This window comes from Thalassospira sp. ABD4_177 (assembly GCF_056160125.1).
This window is the reverse complement of sequence record NZ_JBSWWO010000001.1, coordinates 2,399,244-2,417,453: the sequence shown is the minus strand read 5'-3', so window position 1 is coordinate 2,417,453 and position 18,210 is coordinate 2,399,244. Positions and strand designations below refer to the sequence as shown.

Genomic DNA, 18,210 nt, shown 5'->3' with positions numbered 1-18,210 from the left:
AAGGGCTGGCATCTGCCAGCCCTTTTTGTTTGCCCTGTCCCAAGCTGATCGGGCGGAAAACAGATATAAAAAAGGCACCCGACTTGGGTGCCTTTTTCTTTGAAGATATGTCGCTATCGTTCCTAGAACAGAATGCTCGGCAACCAGGTTGCCAGCCATGGGAAGGCCGCAACAAGGCACAGGCCCAGCATCTGAATGATCACAAACGGAATGATACCGCGATAGATATCAAGTGTCCTGATTGCCGCAGGGGCCACACCGCGCAGATAGAACAGCGCGAAGCCAAATGGCGGCGTCAGGAAGCTGGTCTGCAGGTTGATTGCAATCATCACACCCAGCCAAACCGGATCGATATCAAGCTTGAGCAGAATCGGACCCACGATCGGGATCACGACAAAGACGATCTCGATGAAATCAAGGAAGAAGCCCATGAAGAACATAAGCAACATCACGACCAGCATCGCACTGAACACACCACCCGGAAGGTTGAGCAGCAGTTCCTCGACCAGGTGATCACCACCAAGGCCACGGAACACCAGCGAGAATACCGATGCACCAAGCAGAATGACAAACACCATCGCACTGACCTGAACCGTCTGGCGCACCACATGGCGCAGAACCGGCTTATCAAGGCGCTTGTAGAACGCAGCCAGAATGGTCGCACCAACCGAACCAAATGCAGCCGATTCCGTCGGGGTCGCAATACCGGTCAGAATCGAGCCCAGAACCGCAACAATCAGCAATGCCGGTGGCAGCAAGGCGCGCAGCACTTCACCCCAAAGACCTTCAGGGCGTTTGCCTTCCACCAGTGCCGGGGCCGACTTCGGATCGATCAGTGATTTGATGATGATCCAGCCGATATAAAGCGCAACCAGCATAAGACCCGGGATAAAGGCACCGGCAAACAGATCCATCACCGAAATCGGTTCCGGTGCCCAGTTGCCAAGCGAACGCTGCGCCTCGGCATAGGCCCCCTGAAGGATATCACCCAGCAGAACCAGAACGATGGACGGTGGAATGATCTGACCAAGCGTACCGGATGCGCAGATCACACCGGTCGAAAGTTTCGGATCATACCCGGCTTTCTGCATCGCCGGCAGGCTGAGCAAACCCATGGTCACAACCGTCGCACCGACAATACCGGTCGATGCGGCCAGCAACATGCCAACAATCACAACCGAAATGCCAAGACCGCCACGCATGGTGCCAAACAGCATGCCCATGGTGGTCAGGAGCTTCTCAGCGATCCGGGCGCGTTCGAGCATCACGCCCATGAACACGAACAGCGGGATCGCAACATAAAGCTCGTTGGTCATCACACCGAAATAGCGTGACGGCAAGGAGCCCAAAAGCGGCATATCGAAAACGCCCATCGAATTGCCGATAAGCGCAAATGCAAGACCGGTCCCCGCAAGCGAGAAGGCAACAGGAAAACCGAGAAGAAGCACACCGCACGCAGCGGCGAACATTACCAGGCTAAGAATTTCCCCCGACATCAGACGCCCTCGTGCTCTTCTTCTTGAATTTCAAACTCTTTGTGACCTGCAAGGACCAGAATGCTGCGTGCCGCAAGCGACAGCCCCTGAAGCAGCATCAGGACACAAAAGACCAAAATCACAGACTTATATAAAAACAGGCCCGGAAGCCCGCCGGTTTGATGGGATCCCTCAATGCGCTCCCAACTGGTCGCAACATAGGGGTAACTGTACATGAACATCATGATGATGACCGGTGCCAGCAGGAACAGGGACCCAAACAGATCAACCCATGCCTTGTAGCGTGCCGAAGCCGGCCGATAGAACACGTCAACGCGGACATGGCCACCATGCAGCAGCGTATAACCGGCACCGACCATGAACATGATGCCATACAGCCACATATAGCTTTCCTGCATCGACACCCAGCCAATCGCAAAACCATAACGCAATGTGGCCACCAAAAACGTGATCACCACCATCGGGATCACCAGCCAGGCCACGCCGCGTCCAATCCAGTCATTAAGACCATCGATCACGCGGACGAAATTTCCGAGAAATCTCACTTTTCACTCCCAAGCCCTTTTTGAATCTCACAGGAAAATTGCGGGCATCCTGCTTATCAGGGTGGGAAGTTACATATTAACCACCTAAAACGCTATATCTTTTGCACCGAATTTCCGCCATTTCTGCCGGGAAATGTAACAAATGATCGGTCCTGCATCATTTTTCGCCATTCACGCAGAGAAAAAGCCGGATGGCATCGCACCATCCGGCTTTCATAAACGTCTTGTATCGCGTGTTATTCGAACTTGTTGGACCGCGGGAAACCGTTCGGCGGCAGGCGCCCTGCTCCGGCACGTTTGCCGATCCATTCAGCAAGTTCGGTCACGGTACGGGTACGACCTTCACTGCCACCCATGGTCCAGCTCAGACCGTCTTCAAGGTTAAACAGCATCAAGTCAGACAAGCCACCCTGACGATATTTCTGCAAGATCACACCACGGCCACGGGTCATCTCCGGGATTTCGGAAACCGGGTAAATCAGAAGCTTGCGGTTGTCACCCAAAACCGCCACATGATCGTTTTCGACCGGCTCGAAGATCTTGGCAACTTCACCGGTACCGAGATTAAGAACCTGTTTGCCGTTCTTGGTCTGTGCGACGACTTCTTTTTCAGCCACCTGGAAACCACGGCCACCAGAACTTGCCACCAGCAGGTTCCGCCCGTCCTTGTGAACAACCATCGAAACGATGTCATGTTCCTGGGGCAGATCGATGGAAAGACGGATCGGCTCACCATGGCCACGCCCGCCCGGCAGCTTGTCACACGACATGGTGTAACAACGCCCGGCCGTCGACAGGATCAGAAGCTTGTCGGTGGTAAAGGCCTTCAGCGCAAAACGATGCTCGTCACCATCCTTGAACTTGAGGTCGCTGACGTCGGCAACATGGCCCTTAAGCGCACGTACCCAGCCCATTTTCGAACAGATGACCGTAATCGGTTCGCGTTCGATCAACGCTTCCAGCGGCACTTCAATTTCTTCCGGCGCATCACCGATTTCGGTACGGCGTTTGCCAATGGCGGTTTTCTTGCCAAAGGTCTCGCGCATCACCTCAATCTCGTCGCGGATTTTTTCCCAGCGCATGCTTTCGCTGGCAAGAAGTGCTTCAAGACCCTGTTTTTCTTCGGTCAGTTTGGCGTGCTCGTTCTTGATTTCCATCTCTTCGAGCTTGCGCAAAGACCGCAGACGCATGTTCAGGATCGCGTCGGCCTGAACTTCGGTAAGATCAAAGGCCTTCATCAATGCGTTCTTCGGCTCATCCTCATAACGGATGATCCGGATCACTTCATCAAGGTTGAGATAGGCAACAAGATAGCCTTCCAACACTTCAAGACGATGATTGATCTTGGCCAGGCGATGGTTGGAACGACGGATCAAAACGTCCTGACGGTGCGCAAGGAAGGCGCGCAGCACTTCACGCAGGTTCATCACCCGCGGCGTGTTATCCGCATCCAGAACGTTCATGTTCAAGCCAAACCGGATTTCCAGTTCGGTATTCTTGAACAGCATTTCCATCAGGTGTTCCGGCTCAACCGCACGCGTACGCGGCTCCAGAACCAGACGGATCACATCGGTCGATTCATCACGCACATCGTTCAGAAGCGGCAATTTCTTTGCCACCATCAGATCGGCGATACGTTCAACCAGCTTGGCTTTCTGAACCTGATAGGGAATTTCCGTGATCACGACCTGATACAGACCGTGGCTCAGTTTCTCGACTTCCCATTTTGCCCTAAGGCGGAACGATCCGCGCCCCGTGGCATAGGCTTCAAGAATGTTTTCGCGCGGCTCGACCAGAACGCCACCGGTCGGGAAATCCGGCCCCGGGACACAACGCGCAAGCTGCGCAATCGAGGTTTCCGGATCATCAATCAGCTTGATCAGACCGGCGCATAATTCGCCAACGTTATGGGGCGGAATGTTGGTCGCCATACCCACGGCGATGCCCGCCGCACCATTGGCCAGAAGGTTCGGGAAGGCTGCCGGCATGACAACCGGTTCCTGTTCCTCACCATCATAGGTCGGGCGGAAATCAACCGCATCCTCGTCAAGGCCGTCCATCAGGGCGGCGGCGATCGCAGTCATCCGGGCTTCGGTGTAACGCATCGCAGCGGCGTTATCGCCATCGATGTTCCCGAAGTTCCCCTGCCCATCGACCAGCGGATAACGCACCGCGAAATCCTGGGCCAGACGGACCAGCGCGTCATAGACCGACTGATCACCATGCGGGTGATATTTACCGATCACGTCACCAACAACACGCGCGCATTTCTTGAACCCCTGCTCCGGGTTCAGTTTAAGCTGACGCATGGCGTAAAGAAGACGGCGATGCACAGGCTTGAGACCATCACGCACATCAGGCAGGGAACGCGACATGATCGTCGACATCGCATAAGCGAGATAACGTTCGCTCAGCGCGTCGGCAAGGCGGGTTTCCCTGATTTGTCCGGAACCGGCCGGATCGGAAGTCTTGGTGCTCATGAACGATTTTTCTTGTTGCTTGTCAAAATGGACATGTGCAAGTGCGTTCGAAACCGAACACCTTACGTTATTGGCAACATACTACGCCGGGCATGGGCTTGGTCAACATATGGCGCACAAATTGCCGAATTTATTTTTCTTCGCCAAGATCTGTGCGCCAAACATAACTGACAAGCCGATCACGCGCCGCCACGGGTTTGATGCCTTTTGCCTCGAAAATATCGCGGTGAATGAAAAACCCGGTCAGCTTCAAGCCATCACGAAACTGCTCCCCGAGCGACATTTCCCGACGCGAAGATGCCGCGTGCCCGCCTGCCAGAAAGGCCGGCAATGGCAACAATCGATCCCGATAGGCATTCCCGGATGCCTCCCCCACGGCACGGCCGCTTTTGGGCGATACATAGGCAAGGTTTTCGGTTTCATCTGTTGCGGCACACCGATCGAGCGCAAGGCCATAACCAAGCTCTTCGAGCAGCCCGACTTCCCAGCGGATATAGGCAGGGAGCCACTGCTCGGATTTAAGGGCGCTCATCAGCGCAACGGTGCCGCGATAAAGATCCGGATGAGCTTCGCGTTCCGGCAAGGTCGCATCAAGCATGGCGCAAGCCGAACTCATCGCCATTAACGGCCCGGCTTGCAATAAAAGGTCTGCGGCATGTGCGCCGGTCAGCTCACAGCGAAACTGGCCCAGATGTTCGGCCAGACGGGCGGACCACCCCACCCTGATTTCATTTCCGGGCTCAAGCGTCCCGCGCATGGATTTGCTGGTCGCACCGCGCACCAGACCGGCATGGCGGCCATAATCGCGGGTCAGGACGGAAAGACGGACTGAGTTTTCGCCCAGTTTACGCGTTGAAAGAACGATGCCGTCGTCCCGCCAATCCATTAGAAAAATCCGCTGGGCACGATCAAGCGGGTAACAAGAAAAAAGAACCCAAGCAGGCACGACGCCAAACTGAACAGGGCAAGCCCAAACACCACCTTGCGCAGGATCGGACGGTTCGGGATCTCGTCGATGGCGTCTGTTAGCGGGTCTTTCGAATTATTTCTCATTAGCCGGGGCCTCCACCCGTCATGCGCCAGAACAGGCCCAGCACGAAAACGGCAATTGCGACCAATAGCGCAACCAGATTGAGCGGTTTGTGCAGGAACGATTTTTCACGTTGCACGGACGTGCTGGAACTGCGGTTACGAAAAGGCCGTCTGGCAACACGCGCGACAATCATTGCGGCAGCAGCGCCGACAACGATCATGACAATTCCCCAGACGGATCCGATTTCCATTACCTACCCGGCACGTTATGGTCAGTCGATATGCGGCCAATCACACGCTTACGCGTTGTGATCAAGGCCCCACATGGCAAAGCGATTGGGATCATCACCCCAGTTCTCGCGTACCTTCACAAACAGGAACAGATGCACACGGCGCTCGAAAATGGCTTCAAGTTCCTTGCGCGCATCACTGCCCAACGCCTTGATACGTTTACCACCTTTGCCAAGAATGATCGCCTTCTGGCCTTCACGCTCGACAAAGATCGTCTGCTCAAGCTTGACCGACCCGTCCTTGCGTTCTTCCCAAAGCTCCGTCTCGACCGTTGCCGAATAGGGAAGCTCCTGCTGAAGCTGGTAATAAAGCTTCTCACGGGTGATTTCGGCAGCAAGCAGTCGCAACGGCATGTCCGAAACATCGTCTTCCGGGAACATCCATGGGCCATCGGGCATCTTCGCGGCAAGGAAGTTCACCAGATCCTGCGTCCCGGCACCCTTTTTGGCCGAAATCATGAAAACATCGGTAAAGACATCATGCGCAAACAGGTCTTGCGACAGGCGCAGAAGCTTTTCCTTGTCGGAAACCTTGTCGACCTTGTTCAGTGCCAGAATAGCCTTGCGGTTCTGATCTTTAAGCTGATTGATGATGGCAAGATCTTCATCGGTGACACCACTTCCGGCATCAATCACCAGAACAACAAGATCCGCATCATCCGCACCATTCCAGGCGGCCTTGACCATTGCGCGGTCAAGACGGCGTTTGGGGGCGAAAATACCCGGGGTATCAATGAAAACAATCTGCGCATCTTCGGTCATGACGATGCCACGTACGCGGGTACGGGTCGTCTGGACCTTTGGCGAGACAATCGACACTTTCGTGCCGACCAGCTGGTTCAAAAGCGTTGATTTGCCAGCATTCGGTGCACCAACGAGGGCCACAAAGCCGCAACGTTGCTGATAAGGTAATCTGTCTTCGGCCACCGGTTCGGGAACCTCATTCATCACTAAGTTTTTCCAACATCAATTTGGCGGCGAGTTGCTCCGCCTCGCGTTTCGATTTGCCTTCCGCACTGACACGTTCACCGTCTCCGGTGGTCAGTTCGATGGTAAATACCGGCGCGTGGGCCGGGCCTTCACGCCCGACCATCTCATATTTCGGCAGCGGCTTGCCCCGCCCTTGCAGCCATTCCTGAAGCTGCGTCTTGGCATCCTGTGGCGGCTTGTTGGCTTCATCAAGAAGCGGCGTCCACAGCTTTTCAATAAACCGCCGTGCCGGCTCAAGCCCGCCATCCAGATAGAGTGCGGCAATCACCGCCTCCATGCAATCAGATAAAATCGCCGGGTTGGTGTCCGCACCTGCGGCACGTTCGCCCTTGGCCATCTGAATGTGTTCACCCAATTTGATCTGTTCGGCCACACGCGCAAGGGTCTCGCGGCGAACAAGTGCGACAAACCGCTTGGCCATCGCCCCTTCGCGTTCACGCCCGAAACGGGTGTAAAGCATTTCGGCCACGACAAGCCCCAGCACCCGGTCGCCAAGGAACTCAAGGCGCTCGTTGCCGCCGCTCAGCATATCCTTGCCCTTGGCCGCACTGCGATGGGTCAGCGCCACACGCAGAAGGTCCGGGTCGGAAAAACCGTGATCAATCTCGGCGATCACCGGCAAGCCGTCGCTCATCAGTTAACCCCCTGAAACAGGCGATCAAATCGGATGCTGCCAAGGTCATATACCGGCTGGGAGCTGTCCTTTGAATAGAACAGGAATTCTGCACGCCCAACGAGGTTTTCAATCGGCACAAAGCGGAACCGCGACGGGAAGGCACGGCTATCGGCGGAATTATCCCGGTTATCCCCCATCATGAAGAAATGACCTTCGGGCACAGTAAAGGCCTCGGTATTGTCACTCGGCCCCTGATCGCCAAACATCTCCAGGATGCGGTGTACGCGACCATTCGGTAGTGTTTCGATATATTGCGGCACGGCTGCTGAACGCCCGCCACCATCGGTCAGGATGTAATCCTCGATGCGTTCGCGCTCCGTCATCTTGTTGTTGATGTAAAGACGACCTTCCTTGACTTGGACCGTATCACCCGGCAGGCCGATCACACGTTTGATGTAATCCTGCGATGTATCTGACGGCAGTTTGAAGACCACAACATCACCGCGCTCCGGCTCGCTTTCAAATACGCGGCCCGGAATGATCGGCAGGCTGAACGGCATGCTGTGTTTCGAATATCCATACGAGAATTTCGACACAAACAGATAATCGCCCACAAGCAAGGTCGGGATCATTGAACCTGACGGAATATTGAACGGCTCAAAAGCAAAGGTCCGAACCATAAGTGCAATGACAATGGCCCAGAAAACGGTTTTCAAGGTGTCGAGCAAACCACCCGTTTTCTTTTTATGCACAAGCTTTTCCATTCCGTGTTCAACCAATCAATTTTTTTGTCAATCTGCCGAAATCACCACGACCGCATTGGCCAGCGGATATTCGTCCGTCAGGGTCACATACACAGAGGCAGTTTTCCCGTCCGGGGTCAATTCTTTAAGTCTTTCCAGCGCGCCGTCTATCAACACCATGTCCGGCTTGCCGCTGGGCTGATGTACCACACCCATGGTGTTGTGATAAACACCGCGGCGAAATCCGGTCCCCAGCGCCTTCGAACAGGCCTCCTTGGCGGCAAATGCCATGGCCAACGAAGACGCGGTACGATGTGGCTTGCGTGTGGCACGCGCGATCTCAATATCGGTATAGACGCGCTTCATAAAACGCTCACCATGGCGTTCAAGTGTCGCTTCTATCCGACGGATATCGCATAAATCCGTGCCAATCCCAATGATCATTTACGCATAACCTGCTTGCGTGCGTGCTTCATCCATCAAACGGCGCATTTCCGCGATCGACGCTTCCAGGCCGACAAACACCGCCTCGCCGATCAGAAAATGACCAATGTTAAGCTCGGCAATCTCGGGCATGACAGCAATCGGCTGGACGGTTTCAAAGTTCAAACCATGTCCGGCATGCACTTCAAGCCCGATCCCTGCCCCATATTGCACGGCATGGCGAATACGGTCCAGTTCGCGCGCGCGTTCCTCGGCGGTCTCAGCGTCGCAATAGGCCCCGGTATGGATTTCCACCACCGGCGCGCCAAGGCTTTTGGCGGCATCAAGCTGTGCTTCGGATGCTTCGATAAACAGCGAGACACGAATACCCGCCTCAACCAGCTCGGACACAAAGGGCTTCAAGTGATTATGACCACCAGCAACATCAAGCCCGCCCTCAGTCGTGCGTTCTTCACGTTTTTCCGGCACAAGGCAGACCGCATGCGGCTTGGTCTCAAGCGCGATCGACAGCATCTCATCGGTTGCTGCCATCTCGAAATTCAATGGCAGATCAACCTCTTCGCGCAGCCTTTTCATGTCTGCGTCACGGATATGGCGGCGATCTTCGCGCAAATGGGCGGTAATACCATCGGCACCAGCGGCCTTGGCAAGGGCGGCGGCGCGCACCGGATCGGGCATATCCCCGCCGCGCGCGTTTCGAATGGTCGCAACATGGTCAATATTGACCCCGAGACGGAGCTTCGAACTCATGATGTTTCATCCTGCTTTTTGGTGGCGTGCTTGGCAGCGGCCCCTATCTTTTCCTTGGCATGTTCGAGCATCGGGCCCAGACCATGGCGATCAGTCTTTTTCATCCGACGCAAGATGCGGTTGTGGCGATAAATCACCACTGCGCGTTTGATCGGGAAGTAAAACAGCATCCAGACGACGATGGTTGTCGGGATACAGCCCACCACCATCGGCCAGATGATATCCACAATACTGGCCCAAAGCTGGGCAAGCGCCTCGTGATCCGCAACATCCCAATTGCCGAAGATCAGCCCGCCGCCTACGTAATTCAGGCCAAGCACGACGAATTCCCACAGCACGGCCATATCGAAATGGACCGTAGAACTGCTTGAATGCGCGCCAAGGATCCAGTTGCCACAGGTATAAAGCCACAGCCAGATAAACGGAAATGTCCAGGGATTGCCCACCACCGTCCCCAAAAGGGAGGCAACAACATTACTGCGCGTCAGCAAGCTCAGCAGGGTTGAAATGACAAAGTGGAACCCGATAAACGGCGAAAACGAAACCGCCGCCCCGATGGCAAAGCCTGATGCGATGCTATAGGGCGATCCCGGCAAACGTGCGACCCGATGGGCAAAATATTGCGACGAGCGGCGCCAGCCACCCCGTGGCCAAACCACGTTGCGTACACGCTGGAAGGAAGAAGGTTTGATGCGGCGCCGAAACATGCGGGGTCAGTTCTGGATCAAATCAGGAAACGCTATAAATTCTTGAAGCATATGGGTAAGTGCTGACCGCGCGAATGGCAAGGGTTTTGCGCCAAATTAACCTAAAAGGTGAAGGCGTTTACAGTCCGCGCTCAAGTCCACCCTTAGCCGCGTGCCCGTTCAACCGCATTGACGACCGGGGTCGCACGCAGAGCGGCAATGATGTTGGTCAGATGTTTGACATCGACAACATCAATATCGATCAGCATCTCGAAGAAGTCGGTCGTACGATTGGTAAAACGCAGATTGGTGATATTGCCATGGTTCTTGGCAATCACGCTGGTGATCGAACTCAGCGCCCCCTGCTCGTGCCCAACGGTCAAACCAAGACGGCCGATGAAGTGTTCCGGCTCGCCCTCGTTGTCCCAACCGACATCAAGCCAGCGTTCCGGCTGCTCGGTGAAAGTTTCCAGCGTATCGCAGTCAATCGTATGGATTGTCACGCCCTTGCCGGTTGTAACAATCCCGACAATCCGGTCGCCGGGCAGCGGATGGCAACAGCCGGCATAATGCACGGCCATGCCCGGAATAAGGCCCTTGATCGGGATGGCGTGCTCGTGCTTGCGCGCCCGGACTTTATCTAGCGGCACGACCTTGCGCGCTGTTTCCTTGTCCTTGGTGCCCGGGAAGACGGCATGAACAACTTCACGCCCGGTATGATGCCCAGCACCCACAAGCGTCAAAAGCGCCTCGACCGAGGGCTGCTTGAAGATTTTAAGAACCCCTTCAAGCGCCTTGTCGGAATAGTCATAGCCTTCCTGACGGAACGCCTTTTGCAAGATTGCCTTGCCAAGGTCCTTATACTGGTCTTCCTGCTGCTGGCGGATGAAACGGCGAATTCGCGCACGCGCCTTGCCGGAAACAACAAACCGCTCCCAAGTCGGATTCGGCGTTTGTGCCTTGGAGGTAACGATCTCGACCTGATCACCGTTATTCAGAACGGTGCGCAGCGGCACCATCGCGCCATTGACCTTCGCCCCGACACAGGTGTCCCCGATATGGGTATGGATCATATAGGCGAAATCAACCGGGGTCGCACGCGCCGGAAGCGCAATCACATCGCCCTTCGGGCTAAAGCAGAACACCTGATCCTGGAACATCGCAAGCTTGGTATGTTCAAGGAATTCTTCGGGCTCAGACGCGTGATCAAGAATATCAAGAAGGTCACGCAGCCAGCGATATTGAACGCCTTCCTTCTGCTGGCCGCTCGGTTCTTCCTGTTTATAGGCCCAATGTGCGGCCACACCGTTTTCATTGACCTCGTGCATCTGGCGGGTGCGGATCTGTACCTCGATCCGGTGGTTTTCCGGGCCCAACACGGTGGTATGGATCGAACGGTATCCGTTGGGTTTCGGGGTCGAGATATAATCCTTGAACCGACCCGGCACGACTTTGTAATTGGCGTGCAGATAGCCAAGCACCTCGTAGCATTCCGGCATTTCACCGACCAGAACGCGAAACGCCATGATGTCAGAGAGCTCACCAAAGGTGATGTTTTTGCGCTGCATCTTCTTCCAGATCGAATAGGGCCGCTTTTCACGCCCGTAAATATCGACCTTCAGCCCCTGACGCGATACGACGTCTTGCAGTTCCGACACAATCCGGCTGACGACATTGTCGTCCTTCTCGCGCAGGAACTCGAGACGCGCCAGAATAGAGTCACGTGCTTCGGGGTTAATATGCTGGAAGGCAAGGTCTTCAAGCTCTTCCTTGATGTCATGCATACCGATACGCTCGGCAAGCGGGGCATAAATCTCAAGCGTTTCGGCCGCAATCCGCACCCGTTTTTCCGGTTTGGAAATATAATGCAGGGTCCGCATGTTATGCAGACGGTCAGCCAGCTTGACCAGCAGAACGCGAATATCTTCGGACATCGCCAAAAGCAGCTTGCGGAAGTTCTCCGCCTGCTTGGAGTCTGCGGATTTAAGCTCGATCTGGGTCAGCTTGGTCACACCATCGACCAGCTTCATGATGTTGGACCCGAAAAGCTTGGTGATCTCTTCAGGGGTCGCATCGGTATCTTCGATGGTATCGTGCAGAAGGGCTGTAATGATCGTGTCGCAATCAAGCTTGTAGTTCGTCAGAATGCCTGCGACTTCGATCGGATGGGAAAAATACGGGTCACCGGATGCGCGTTTTTGCGAACCATGTTTCTGGGTTGCATAGACATAGGCCCGGTTCAGCGTGGTTTCACACGCATCGGGGTCATATGCCTTAACCCGTTCAACAAGTTCGTATTGGCGCATCATTCAGGGGCGTCTCCGCAATTATCCAATGGGAACAGTCTGCGTTCCCTATTCTTAAGATAGTACGATCTGGACAAAAAAAAGCCACGGAAGATAAACACCGTGGCTCTTCTTTTGGAAAGGCTCAGATCAAAACCAGTCTGACCTTATTCTTCTTCCGACGGAGCAACAACGCCAACGGATGCGTCTTCGACTGCTTCGGCAACCAGTTTCGGACCGAAATCGTCTTCGGCTTCTTCCGGCTCGTCGGTTTCAACATGCCGCTGCAGACCCTGGACCATGCCATTGCGCAGATCGTCGAAATCAACCTTTACTTCGGCGATTTCGCGCAGCGCAACGACCGGGTTTTTGTCGTTGTCACGATCAATGGTCAGTTCTGCACCGGCCGAAATGTTGCGTGCACGCTGAGCTGCAAGCATTACAAGCTCAAAGCGGTTCGGAATCTTGTCAACGCAATCTTCGACGGTAACGCGCGCCATAAATGTCTCCAGAAATACTTTTGGGGTGTCCAGACCGAGCTTTATAGCGCCCGATCACGTGTGTTGCAACAGCGAAACCACTCTTTCGCTCAGGTTTTCGTATGCTTTTTCAGCTTTCCGCCTGTTTGCGAATCTGCTGATCGGCCGGAAGATCGGCAATCAGATCTTCGATATCACACGCCAGAACCGGATGCACCCAGTCGGCCACCACATCGCGCAGCGGCAACAAAACAAAGGCGCGCTCGGACATACGGGGATGGGGCACCTGAATACCGCCCTCCTCGCGCACCAGTTCCCGGCCATAGGCAATCAGATCAAGATCAATCACCCGTGCGGCATTGCGTTCCCGCCTGACACGACCAAATTCGGCCTCGACGTCATGCAACCGCGCCAAAAGATCATGCGCAGACAGATCGGTCGAAATCCGCGCAACACCGTTCACATACCAGGGCTGATCGGAAATCGGCACCGGTGCGGTTTCATAAAACGATGACACCAGATCAATCGAAATATCGCCATTTTCAGCCAAACGGCTGAGCGCGGCTTTCAAAGTTTGTGCGGGCGCACCATATTCTTCGGTAGGCAAATTTGCACCGAAAGCAATCAGGATAGCGTCATCCGCGATCATGCTGGTGTCTGTCGGTAAGGATTTGCGCACGAAGAAGACTTTCAGTTCGATGTCTGATGGGCGAAACAAGTTCGGAAAGACGGCATATCTAAGGGAGCCATCATACTCTGTCCACGATTTTTCACCTTTCTTTGTCCTGCAGGCCACGGTAAAGATTGAAGGTCTGTTTTTAAAAGTTCCGGATTTTAGGAACTCTGATAATTAAATTTGATGTTTGAGGAATTTAACGATGATTTTTTACCCGCAGGAACGCATCGGGTTGTTTATTGACGGCTCGAACCTTTATGCCGCCGCCCGCGCCCTTGGCTTTGATATTGATTACAAACGCCTTCTAGAGCTGTTTTCCCAAAAAGGTCAGCTGATCCGGGCCTTCTATTACACTGCCCTGATCGAGGATCAGGAATATTCCCCGATCCGCCCGCTGGTCGATTGGCTTGATTATAACGGCTACACCATGGTCACCAAACCGACCAAGGAATTCACCGATGCCACCGGTCGCCGCAAGATCAAGGGCAACATGGATATCGAGTTGGCAATTGACGTCATGGAAATGGCGCAACATCTTGATCATGTTGTCATTTTCTCGGGCGACGGCGATTTCCGCCGCCTGGTCGATGCCATCCAGCGCAAAGGTGTCCGCGTCACGGTTGTCTCGACGGTCAAATCCAACCCGCCGATGGTGGCCGATGAATTGCGCCGTCAGGCCGATAACTTTATCGAGCTTACCGAACTTGAAGGCACCATCGCGCGCAAGGTTCAGCAACGCCGCGATGATGGCCATCCCGATATCGATGATCATCCGGAGCACCCGGACCTCGACGAGTTTGATTACGATTGATCATCTTACCGCGTCGCCCATCACCCTGCCCTGATCACCACCGTTCACAGCCCGCACTGTGACCGGCAAAAAGTCAAACCTGCCATGACCGCCCATCAGCAACCCGATATCGATTGTCAGCTTTGCCCGCGCCTGGTTGAATTTCGGCGTAAAAATCAGGAAAAATTTCCAGAATTTTACAACGGTCCGGTTCGCCCCTTCGGCCCGCTTGATGCGCGCCTTCTGATTGTTGGTCTGGCACCGGGGCTTAAGGGCGCCAATGCCACCGGCCGCCCGTTTACCGGCGATTATGCCGGTGATCTTCTGTATGACACGCTCAAAAAGTTCGGTTTCGCCAAGGGCACTTATGACAAACGCCCCGATGACGGTCTGGAACTGCTTGATTGCCGCATCACCAATGCGGTAAAATGTGTGCCGCCGGAAAACAAGCCAACCGGGCCAGAAGCCAATACCTGCCATCCCTTCCTGATCAGCGAATTTGACGCGATGAAGAACCTCTCAGCCATCCTGTGCCTTGGTCAGGTGGCCCATCAGGCCATGCTGCGCACCTTCGGGCTTAAGCTTTCATCGCTGAAATTTGGCCATGGCGCGTCACATAAGATGGAAAATGGCATCACATTGTTTGATAGCTATCACTGTTCGCGCTACAACACCCAGACCTATCGCCTGACGCCAGAGATGTTTGAAAACGTCTTTGCCGGAATTCGCGCACATCTGGACGGTTAATTTGCCCGATACTTCGCCTATCCCTGAGCCAATGTCAGACCTGCTCGACCGACCTGCACAACGTCAACCGATTGATGTTCTGCAAGAAGTCTTCGGCTATGGCAGCTTTCGCGGCCAACAGGCTGAAATCATTGATCATGTCATTGCGGGTAACGATGCAATTGTCCTGATGCCGACCGGCGGCGGCAAGTCGCTTTGTTATCAGGTTCCTGCCCTTTGCCGTCCGGGAACGGCGGTTGTCGTATCACCACTGATTGCATTGATGAAGGATCAGGTCGATGCGCTAAACCAACTGGGTGTGAAGGCTGCCTTTATCAATTCGACCCTCGCCCCCGATGCTGCGCGCGAAATTGAAACGCGTGCCGTTGATGGCGATATTGATCTGCTTTATGTCGCGCCGGAACGCTTTGCCTCTGACCGGTTCCTTAATCTGTTGGATCGGATCAGCATTTCACTGTTTGCCATTGATGAAGCGCACTGCGTATCGCAATGGGGCCATGATTTCCGCCCGGAATATCGCCGCCTTGATCTGCTGCCAACCCGCTTTGCCCATGTGCCGCGCATTGCGCTGACGGCAACGGCTGATACGCCTACCCGCAAGGACATCGCCGAAAACCTGCATCTGACCGATGCGCAGTGCTTCATCACCGGTTTTGACCGCCCGAACATCACCTATCGCATTGAAACCAAGGGCAATGCCAAACAGCGCCTGCTGTCGTTCCTCAATCGTGAACACGCTGAGGATGCCGGCATTGTGTACTGCCTGTCACGACGCAAAACCGAAGATGTCGCGCAATGGCTTTCCGATAACGGGCGTCCGGCCTTGCCCTATCACGCGGGTCTGACACAGGAAACGCGCCAACTTCATCAGGACCGCTTCCTCCGTGAAGACGGCTTGATCATTTGTGCAACCGTTGCCTTTGGCATGGGGATCGACAAACCCAATGTCCGCTTTGTCGCCCATCTCAACCTACCCAAAAGCATGGAAGCCTATTATCAGGAAACCGGTCGTGCCGGGCGTGATGGCCTGCCCGCCAATGCCTGGATGAATTACGATCTGTCTGACATTGTTTCCATCCGCTCCATGGTCGCAAGCTCCGAAGCGCCCGAGGCCCAGAAACGTATTGAATCGCGCAAGCTTGATGCACTGGTTGGCTTGGCGGAAACCACAAAATGCCGCCGTCAGGTCATCCTGTCCTATTTCGGCGAAGACCAGCATCAACCTTGCGGCAACTGCGACACCTGCCTTGAACCGGTGGAAACATGGGATGCGACCGATGCATCGCGCAAGGCACTGTCGGCGGTCTATCGCACGGGCCAACGCTTTGGACCGGCCCATGTGATCGAAGTCCTGATGGGCCGGAAAACCGAAAAGATCCGCCAGAACGGCCATGACAAACTGTCGGTTTATGCCATCGGCAAGGATATAGCCCAGCCACAGTGGCGCTCGGTCTTCCGCCAGCTCTTGGCGATGGGATACCTTCAAGTCGATGTCGAAGGCCATGGCGGTGTTTATCTGACTGAGGAATCCCGACCGGTTCTGCGCGGTGAAAAAGTCGTCGAAATGCGCAAGGATCCCGGCGAAAACAAGCGCGCCATGACCAAACGCCTGCGTGATTTCGATACCGAATTTGAAAACGAAGAAGACCGGGACCTTTGGGAACGCCTGCGCACCTTGCGTCGCGAACTGGCCACCAGCCAGAATGTCCCGCCCTATGTGATCTTTAGCGACCGGACCCTTTGGGAAATGGTGCGCTTCAAGCCCCGCACCCTTGAAGACATGGCGTCCATCAATGGTGTTGGCGTTAAAAAACTTGATCAGTACGGATTGGCATTTCTTGATGTCATGGACGGACGGCGGTAATCCGCCGTCCTGTCAAGTGTTCCGGCAGTGCCACCAGCCTTAAAGGTTTGCGCGAATGGCGCTGACAATTTCCTCGTCTTCCGGCTTGGTCCGACTATCAAAGCTTTGAACAAGCTTGCCGTCACGGCCAATCAGATATTTGTGGAAATTCCATTGCGGGGCATTCTCCGTCCCCAATTCCTGTTCCGCCCATTTATAGAACGGATGTGCATCCGGGCCCTTGACTGTGGTTTTTGATGTCAGCGGGAAGTCGACATCAAAATTGACCTCACAGAAATCAAGGATATCGGCATCCTCGCTATATTCCTGCCCGCCGAAATCGGCCGATGGCACGCCAAGCACCACAAGCCCTTCGTCGCGGTAATCTTCCCACAGTTTTTGCAGGCCCGTATATTGGGGCGTAAACCCGCACATCGAGGCGGTATTTACCAGCAGAACGACCTTGTCGTTATACTCTGAAAGATAGATTTCACCGGCATCAATCGCCGGGAAAGAAAAATCATAAGCCGATGGCGCATCATCCGATGCCATTGTCTCCCTCCAGGACAAACTCACGACAAGAACCGTAAAAACAAAGAATACAACGAATTGCCGCCAGTTTCCAATCTGTCGATTAATCATATCGCTCCTCCGTCCACGGGTCGGCATTGTTGTGATATCCACGTTCTTCCCAGAAACCCGGCCGATCATCGCGCGCAAAAGTGATCTTTCGCACCCATTTGGCACTCTTCCAGAAATACAGCTTCGGGATCACGACGCGCAGTGGCCCACCATGTTCCTCACTCAGCGGCTCACCTTCCCAATGATGGGCCAACAACACATCATCATCGAGAAACTGCTCAATCCTTACATTGGTTGTGTACCCGTCATGGGCGGTGAACAACACATGGCGCGCAGCCGGTAACGGACCAACCATCTCAGCCAGGGTCGTTGCCAACACCCCTTGCCAGTGATTGTCATAACGTGACCAGCTGGTCACACAGTGAATATCGTTCTTCGCCGCAACATGAGGCAAATCAAGCAGTTCGGAAAAACTCAGTGTGACTGACTTTTTCACCTGTCCGTTGATCTCAAGCTGAAAGTCCTCTGGCGTAACATGCGGGGTAATCCCCAAATCAAGCACCGGCCAGTCGGTCACAAGGCGCTGGCCCGGCGGCAGTCGGTTTTCACGCGCGACGTCCGGCGCGCCCGTCATCAGGCGCCCGTCTTCAGCCCATTTGCGTTTGGCCGCAATCAGCTTGTCCTTGATCTTGCCTGAAAAGCTCTCTGTCACCAGACAATCCTTTGTTTCTATGCC

General features: G+C 54.6%; 20 protein-coding genes. 3 read left to right on the top strand and 17 right to left on the bottom strand.

What is annotated here, in order from left to right:
• Nucleotides 1–122: 122 nt before the first annotated feature.
• The 15 genes from ACXAF0_RS11050 to folK form a co-directional block, all read right to left on the bottom strand.
• The gene (locus ACXAF0_RS11050; RefSeq protein ID WP_475345906.1) at nucleotides 123–1,496 is read right to left on the bottom strand and encodes a TRAP transporter large permease; all 1,374 of its coding nucleotides are present in this window, start codon (nucleotides 1,494–1,496) and stop codon (nucleotides 123–125) included.
• Nucleotides 1,496–2,041 (bottom strand): TRAP transporter small permease subunit, encoded by a 546-nt coding sequence (locus ACXAF0_RS11045; protein WP_475345905.1) that lies wholly within the window; start codon nucleotides 2,039–2,041, stop codon nucleotides 1,496–1,498. The genes ACXAF0_RS11050 and ACXAF0_RS11045 overlap by 1 nt, the downstream gene beginning before the upstream one ends.
• Nucleotides 2,042–2,277: 236 nt before the next feature.
• The gene (parC, locus tag ACXAF0_RS11040; RefSeq protein ID WP_475345904.1) at nucleotides 2,278–4,521 is read right to left on the bottom strand and encodes a DNA topoisomerase IV subunit A; all 2,244 of its coding nucleotides are present in this window, start codon (nucleotides 4,519–4,521) and stop codon (nucleotides 2,278–2,280) included.
• A gap of 130 nt (nucleotides 4,522–4,651) precedes the next feature.
• Nucleotides 4,652–5,407 (bottom strand): DNA repair protein RecO, encoded by a 756-nt coding sequence (gene recO / locus ACXAF0_RS11035; protein WP_475345903.1) that lies wholly within the window; start codon nucleotides 5,405–5,407, stop codon nucleotides 4,652–4,654.
• A complete protein-coding gene (locus ACXAF0_RS11030; RefSeq protein ID WP_475345902.1) occupies nucleotides 5,407–5,574 on the bottom strand; it encodes a hypothetical protein in 168 nt (55 codons plus the stop codon). The genes recO and ACXAF0_RS11030 overlap by 1 nt, the downstream gene beginning before the upstream one ends.
• On the bottom strand, nucleotides 5,574–5,804 hold the full coding sequence (locus ACXAF0_RS11025; RefSeq protein WP_475345901.1) for a hypothetical protein: 231 nt from the start codon (nucleotides 5,802–5,804) through the stop codon (nucleotides 5,574–5,576). The genes ACXAF0_RS11030 and ACXAF0_RS11025 overlap by 1 nt, the downstream gene beginning before the upstream one ends.
• A 48-nt stretch (nucleotides 5,805–5,852) precedes the next feature.
• Nucleotides 5,853–6,791: a GTPase Era gene (era, locus tag ACXAF0_RS11020; protein WP_475345900.1), complete on the bottom strand. Its 939-nt coding sequence runs from the start codon at nucleotides 6,789–6,791 to the stop codon at nucleotides 5,853–5,855.
• Nucleotides 6,784–7,467, bottom strand: a complete 684-nt coding sequence (rnc, locus tag ACXAF0_RS11015) for a ribonuclease III (RefSeq protein WP_475345899.1) — start codon at nucleotides 7,465–7,467, stop codon at nucleotides 6,784–6,786. Before rnc ends, era begins: the two co-directional genes overlap by 8 nt.
• Nucleotides 7,467–8,213 carry a signal peptidase I gene (gene lepB / locus ACXAF0_RS11010; protein WP_475345898.1) on the bottom strand — a complete coding sequence of 249 codons (747 nt, stop codon included), beginning with the start codon at nucleotides 8,211–8,213 and terminating at the stop codon, nucleotides 7,467–7,469. The genes rnc and lepB overlap by 1 nt, the downstream gene beginning before the upstream one ends.
• Nucleotides 8,214–8,240: 27 nt before the next feature.
• Nucleotides 8,241–8,636 carry a holo-ACP synthase gene (acpS, locus tag ACXAF0_RS11005; RefSeq protein ID WP_475345897.1) on the bottom strand — a complete coding sequence of 132 codons (396 nt, stop codon included), beginning with the start codon at nucleotides 8,634–8,636 and terminating at the stop codon, nucleotides 8,241–8,243.
• Nucleotides 8,637–9,386 (bottom strand): pyridoxine 5'-phosphate synthase, encoded by a 750-nt coding sequence (locus ACXAF0_RS11000; RefSeq protein WP_475345896.1) that lies wholly within the window; start codon nucleotides 9,384–9,386, stop codon nucleotides 8,637–8,639. It abuts the gene before it with no gap.
• Nucleotides 9,383–10,045: a DUF2062 domain-containing protein gene (locus tag ACXAF0_RS10995; protein WP_475345895.1), complete on the bottom strand. Its 663-nt coding sequence runs from the start codon at nucleotides 10,043–10,045 to the stop codon at nucleotides 9,383–9,385. The genes ACXAF0_RS11000 and ACXAF0_RS10995 overlap by 4 nt, the downstream gene beginning before the upstream one ends.
• A 191-nt stretch (nucleotides 10,046–10,236) precedes the next feature.
• Nucleotides 10,237–12,381, bottom strand: a complete 2,145-nt coding sequence (locus tag ACXAF0_RS10990; RefSeq protein WP_475345894.1) for a RelA/SpoT family protein — start codon at nucleotides 12,379–12,381, stop codon at nucleotides 10,237–10,239.
• 143 nt (nucleotides 12,382–12,524) lie between these two features.
• Nucleotides 12,525–12,857 (bottom strand): DNA-directed RNA polymerase subunit omega, encoded by a 333-nt coding sequence (gene rpoZ, locus ACXAF0_RS10985; protein ID WP_167718026.1) that lies wholly within the window; start codon nucleotides 12,855–12,857, stop codon nucleotides 12,525–12,527.
• Nucleotides 12,858–12,966: 109 nt separating this feature from the next.
• Nucleotides 12,967–13,515 carry a 2-amino-4-hydroxy-6-hydroxymethyldihydropteridine diphosphokinase gene (gene folK, locus ACXAF0_RS10980; RefSeq protein ID WP_475345893.1) on the bottom strand — a complete coding sequence of 183 codons (549 nt, stop codon included), beginning with the start codon at nucleotides 13,513–13,515 and terminating at the stop codon, nucleotides 12,967–12,969.
• Nucleotides 13,516–13,714: 199 nt separating this feature from the next.
• On the opposite strand from folK, the gene ACXAF0_RS10975 reads away from it, so the two are divergent.
• The 3 genes from ACXAF0_RS10975 (at nucleotide 13,715) to recQ (ending at nucleotide 16,913) form a co-directional block, all read left to right on the top strand.
• Nucleotides 13,715–14,323, top strand: coding sequence for a LabA-like NYN domain-containing protein (locus ACXAF0_RS10975; protein ID WP_475345892.1), 609 nt, complete (start codon nucleotides 13,715–13,717; stop codon nucleotides 14,321–14,323).
• 84 nt (nucleotides 14,324–14,407) lie between these two features.
• The gene (locus ACXAF0_RS10970; protein WP_475345891.1) at nucleotides 14,408–15,049 is read left to right on the top strand and encodes a uracil-DNA glycosylase; all 642 of its coding nucleotides are present in this window, start codon (nucleotides 14,408–14,410) and stop codon (nucleotides 15,047–15,049) included.
• A gap of 31 nt (nucleotides 15,050–15,080) precedes the next feature.
• Complete coding sequence (gene recQ / locus ACXAF0_RS10965) at nucleotides 15,081–16,913, top strand: DNA helicase RecQ (protein WP_475345890.1); 1,833 nt, start codon at nucleotides 15,081–15,083, stop codon at nucleotides 16,911–16,913.
• 39 nt (nucleotides 16,914–16,952) lie between these two features.
• Here the strand turns inward: recQ and ACXAF0_RS10960 are convergent, their stop codons facing one another.
• Nucleotides 16,953–17,444 (bottom strand): glutathione peroxidase, encoded by a 492-nt coding sequence (locus tag ACXAF0_RS10960; protein WP_475345889.1) that lies wholly within the window; start codon nucleotides 17,442–17,444, stop codon nucleotides 16,953–16,955.
• Nucleotides 17,445–17,526: 82 nt separating this feature from the next.
• Entirely contained in the window at nucleotides 17,527–18,186 is a 660-nt protein-coding gene (locus ACXAF0_RS10955; RefSeq protein WP_475345888.1) for a sulfite oxidase-like oxidoreductase, read from the bottom strand.
• Nucleotides 18,187–18,210 lie beyond the last annotated feature (24 nt).

Bases quoted from the DNA above. Each gene is read 5' to 3' on its own strand.
- ACXAF0_RS11050 (WP_475345906.1), bottom strand. From the start codon at position 1,496: ATGTCGGGGGAAATTCTTAGCCTGGTAATGTTCGCCGCTGCGTGCGGT.
- parC (WP_475345904.1), bottom strand. From the start codon at position 4,521: ATGAGCACCAAGACTTCCGATCCGGCCGGTTCCGGACAAATCAGGGAA.
- recO (WP_475345903.1), bottom strand. From the start codon at position 5,407: ATGGATTGGCGGGACGACGGCATCGTTCTTTCAACGCGTAAACTGGGC.
- ACXAF0_RS11030 (WP_475345902.1), bottom strand. From the start codon at position 5,574: ATGAGAAATAATTCGAAAGACCCGCTAACAGACGCCATCGACGAGATC.
- ACXAF0_RS11025 (WP_475345901.1), bottom strand. From the start codon at position 5,804: ATGGAAATCGGATCCGTCTGGGGAATTGTCATGATCGTTGTCGGCGCT.
- era (WP_475345900.1), bottom strand. From the start codon at position 6,791: ATGAATGAGGTTCCCGAACCGGTGGCCGAAGACAGATTACCTTATCAG.
- rnc (WP_475345899.1), bottom strand. From the start codon at position 7,467: ATGAGCGACGGCTTGCCGGTGATCGCCGAGATTGATCACGGTTTTTCC.
- lepB (WP_475345898.1), bottom strand. From the start codon at position 8,213: ATGGAAAAGCTTGTGCATAAAAAGAAAACGGGTGGTTTGCTCGACACC.
- acpS (WP_475345897.1), bottom strand. From the start codon at position 8,636: ATGATCATTGGGATTGGCACGGATTTATGCGATATCCGTCGGATAGAA.
- ACXAF0_RS11000 (WP_475345896.1), bottom strand. From the start codon at position 9,386: ATGAGTTCGAAGCTCCGTCTCGGGGTCAATATTGACCATGTTGCGACC.
- ACXAF0_RS10990 (WP_475345894.1), bottom strand. From the start codon at position 12,381: ATGATGCGCCAATACGAACTTGTTGAACGGGTTAAGGCATATGACCCC.
- rpoZ (WP_167718026.1), bottom strand. From the start codon at position 12,857: ATGGCGCGCGTTACCGTCGAAGATTGCGTTGACAAGATTCCGAACCGC.
- ACXAF0_RS10975 (WP_475345892.1), top strand. From the start codon at position 13,715: ATGATTTTTTACCCGCAGGAACGCATCGGGTTGTTTATTGACGGCTCG.
- ACXAF0_RS10970 (WP_475345891.1), top strand. From the start codon at position 14,408: ATGACCGCCCATCAGCAACCCGATATCGATTGTCAGCTTTGCCCGCGC.
- recQ (WP_475345890.1), top strand. From the start codon at position 15,081: ATGTCAGACCTGCTCGACCGACCTGCACAACGTCAACCGATTGATGTT.
- ACXAF0_RS10960 (WP_475345889.1), bottom strand. From the start codon at position 17,444: ATGGCATCGGATGATGCGCCATCGGCTTATGATTTTTCTTTCCCGGCG.